This is a genomic window from Caballeronia sp., assembly GCF_049581465.1.
Classification (GTDB): Bacteria; Pseudomonadota; Gammaproteobacteria; order Burkholderiales; family Burkholderiaceae; genus Caballeronia.
On record NZ_JBAUSA010001325.1, the window covers coordinates 1 to 3,898 of the forward strand.

3 protein-coding genes are annotated in these 3,898 nt (G+C 59.3%); all 3 read right to left on the reverse strand.

All coding sequences use genetic code 11. The features are described from left to right. Positions 1–11: 11 nt before the first annotated feature. The 3 genes from WCA53_RS32040 to WCA53_RS32050 all read right to left on the reverse strand — a co-directional run bounded on the left by WCA53_RS32040 (position 12) and on the right by WCA53_RS32050 (position 3,343). Positions 12–797 (reverse strand): anti-sigma factor family protein, encoded by a 786-nt coding sequence (locus tag WCA53_RS32040; protein WP_423921239.1) that lies wholly within the window; start codon positions 795–797, stop codon positions 12–14. Then, positions 797–1,336 carry a sigma-70 family RNA polymerase sigma factor gene (locus WCA53_RS32045; RefSeq protein WP_423921242.1) on the reverse strand — a complete coding sequence of 180 codons (540 nt, stop codon included), beginning with the start codon at positions 1,334–1,336 and terminating at the stop codon, positions 797–799. The genes WCA53_RS32040 and WCA53_RS32045 overlap by 1 nt, the downstream gene beginning before the upstream one ends. A 414-nt stretch (positions 1,337–1,750) precedes the next feature. Next, entirely contained in the window at positions 1,751–3,343 is a 1,593-nt protein-coding gene (locus tag WCA53_RS32050; protein ID WP_423921245.1) for an MFS transporter, read from the reverse strand. Between the last annotated feature and the right edge of the window lie 555 nt (positions 3,344–3,898).

Genomic DNA, 3,898 nt, shown 5'->3' on the forward strand with positions numbered 1-3,898 from the left:
CATTGCGACGGCTAGGATGCGGCATGCGCACGCAGGTCCACGATGAAGTTGTTCAACTCGTTGTCACCGGCATCGGTAATCGCCCAGTAGTTCATCCCTGCGGCACTCCAGTGGGCGAGGTGATAACCCTGCTGCTGGTATAGGTGAGGCGTGGCGCCCGCGTCGCTACCCGGCCACACATAAAGATTGATCGGGTGCAGCTTGTAGCGATAGACCATCACCGCTACCGACCGGCCATTCAGGTAGTCCAGCCGACCGCCGACAAGTGGATATCCCTGCTGCGCAAGATCAACCACGGGCGGCGTGTAGTCCAGTTTGCCATTAAACCAGGGCTTGACCGTATGCTTGTCGGTCGAAATCACATCGGAAAGGTGATTGAACTGCAGCGAACGGATATGGTTATCCACAAGCTCCTGAGTCAGGCGCGTCTCGCTCGATGGCACCGAGAAGTACAACCCCGCGCTCCAGCTCAAGGCGACCACACTCATCACCATCGCGCCAACCGGAGCCCAGCCCAACGATCCGCCACCGCTCCATTGACCAAATCGGTCGCCCAGCCGCTGCCAGACCGAGCGCCGGCCTGGCAGCGCAGCCTTGATACGCTTCACCAGTTCCGCCGGCGCCTCTACGCGCAAATCAGCCTGTCTGAGCTGCACGCTGACTTGACGTTGCTGCTCGTAGGCCCGCTGACATTCCTCGCAGCCGGAAAGATGGCGCTCGAACTCGAGCGCCTCGGACAGGCTCAACTCCTGGTCGATATAGCCTGGCAGTAGTTCAAACGACTGTTCGTGGTCCATCACGCCTCCCGATCCGTCGGTGCAAGCAGCGCCGCGAGTTGCTGGCGTGCGCGCCCGAGGCGAGACATCACCGTGCCCATCGGGATGTCCACGATGGCGGCGATTTCCTTATACGACAATTCTTCGAGCTCCCGCAGCACGACCACCTCCCGGTATTCCAGCCGCAAACTCTGCAGCGCCTTACGCACCCGCTTCTGGCTCTGGCTGCGTATGAGCATCGCCTCAGGGCTGTCGTCGTGTTCCGCGGTACCCGTCTCAAGGCTATGAATGTCTTCCTCGAACTCCGTGGTGTCCGCCGCGTGGCCCCGGTTCTGCTGGTGCCACGTGTAGAAGGTGTTGCGCACGATACGCAATAGCCAGGCGCGGGCATCCTCGCCGCGGAATCCGCCAAAAAATCTGAACGCGCGAAGGTACGCCTCCTGCACGACGTCCTGGGCATCCTGGTCGTTATGCGTCAGCCATCGCGCAACATTGAAAGCCGAATTCATATGAGGTAACACTAGCTTCTCAAAGCGCTGCGCGATGACTGGATCGGCCATGGTGAAATTCCTGCAGTGTCCGCAATCCGTGACCGACAGTGAGCAGACCGCCGGTATGCCATTTTTATTCCCGGAACCGTCGGCACAAATAGATCCCGTGTTGCACTCGCATAACAAGCACCGGTGACGTGAACCGTAGACCTATGCGGAGAACACCCACAACAACGCACGCAATCTCATCCGGCAGTTAGCCCGGCCCGGTCGAAAACACGCGACACCTTCTATTACGGATCATCATGGCCACCGGATAATGGCCGTGCGCCGCCACATCGATGTCAGCTACCGTGCGGCGTTAGTACGAAGCAAAACGCCAACGACGCCGGCCCATCTGATTTCGAGTCAGCTGCGCGACATAGTCGTGCGCAAGAGGCTATCGACCTTCGCCGCCGGCGTTGATGCAAGCCTCAGCCGCCGCTATTCGCCCCCCACTTTGGGATCGAGATGGCTCACTCGTACCGGCGGCACAAACCACGTGAGGCACAGCCCGATGAGCGCCGCTGCGGCTGCAAGCGCAAGACCCACGTGGACCGATTCAATAAGTGCGCTGCGCGCCGAGTTCATGATTGCATCGCCGGCGTGGCCCGCATCGACAAGCCGGCTGACCAGCGCGGCCTGCCCTGTCCGGTCGATCATCAGTGCCGGACTCGCGAACGACTTGAACCACTGCATCGCCTGATAGGAGTCCAGCGATCTGTGCACACCGCGCGCGTACAAGTGACTGAGCAGCGAGCAGGTCGTCGCGGTACCGAGGATGCCGCCGAAAGTCCGAAGCGATTGCAGCAACGCGGTGGCGGCACCGAGATGACCGCGCGCTACAATCTGCTGTGAAAAGATCGTGAGGTTCGACGCTACCAGACCGAGCCCGATCCCGCTGGTGCCCATGCACATCACCCAGACGAGATGAGGCATCTTGCTCGTGATGGCGATCACGCAGATGCAGGCGATCGTGAACAGGCCAAAACCGGCGTACATCGTGATGTTAGCTCGCTTGACCCACGTGACAATCCGATTATTGATAGCACTACCGACAGTCGTTCCCACTACGAGCGGGGTGATCAGCATGCCGGAGTGGGCCGCAGACATGCCAAAGCCTCCCTGGAACAGGAGTGGGACGTCGAAGAGCAGCGAGAACATAGCGAAGCCTCCCAACACTGACATCGCAAAGAGCGCTGCCAGCTTTCGATCGATCAACATGTCCACCGGCATGATCGGGTTGGCTGTCCGCTTTTCCCGGATCCACAGCGTTAGTCCGCCGATTGCCGCGGCCAGGCCGAGTGGTACTGTCAGCTCCGTGATTCCTTCTTTCGGCAAAAATTCGATCAACAGCAATACTGCACCGAAAGTCACCGCGAGCAGGAACGCGCCGAGCCAGTCCAGACGCGCCAGCCCAGGTTGGCGAGGGTGACGGAGGTGGGGCAGGAAACGGTAGACGAACAGCAGCGACACAATGCCGATCGGCACGTTGACGAAGAACACGAGGCGCCAATTGCCATACTCGGTCATGAAGCCTCCAAGGGCTGGTCCGATGATGTTGGCCGCGCCGAATGCCGAACTGACAAATACCTGCCAGCGCAAACGCAGTCGCGGGTCAGGGAAGAGGTCAGCGACCGTCGCGAAGACCGTGCCAATCATGATGCCACCACCGATCCCCTGCACGCCTCGCGCGATCACGAGATACAGCATCTTGTCGGCCATACCGCATAACAGCGAGGCGACGGTGAAGAGAACGATTGCTGCCAGCAGCAGGGGCTTGCGACCGAAGAGGTCACCGAGTCGGCCGAAAATGGGGATCGTTATTACCGATGCCAGCATATAGGACGTGGCGACCCATGCATACAGGTCAAAGCCCTTGAGATCTGTGACGATCCGAGGCAGCGCGGTGCCGACGATTGTCTGGTCCAGCGCGACCAGCATAGCCACCAATGCCACGCCCAGCATCGCCAGCAGCGATTCGCGAAAAGGCAGCAATTGCCGGTTCTGGTCATTTGGGGCGGTGTCGGCAGTCATGGAGTGGGTGACGTAACTCAGGCCATTCTGCTGCGCGTCGATAAGCTCCTGATCGGCCCCGGCGCGGGTCTTACCTCGAGCAAATGCGCTCGACGACGTGAAAACCACTGGAAAAATGGTGACCATGGCAAATTTCTTCATTACAGACTCCTGATCATGTTGTCCGATCTGCAATGAGTAGACGCCGTCTCCTCGCAGGATATTCCTGCGCCTTCAATAAAAATAATGGCCGCCAGTCAAGACAGCGCGCCAGTGGCTAACCAGCATCCGACAGGAGGTCGGTATCCGCCACCGGTCGATCACGCCGCCAAAACATTTACGGTGATCGTCCTCCGGACTACCATTTCTAAGACGAAAGTGACAGTCTGACTGTCAGAACCAACGGCGGTTGGCGCTATCACTCGGTGCAACACCAACGACAAATCACCAACCCGTCTCCTACGCCGGCCAAGTAATATTGGGGTGACGCTGAGGGGATATGAATTGAGTCAGATCTCTGACCAAAGGTCGCTGGAAGAAGAACGCCCGATGGTGGCTAGGGCTGCTGCATCTGTA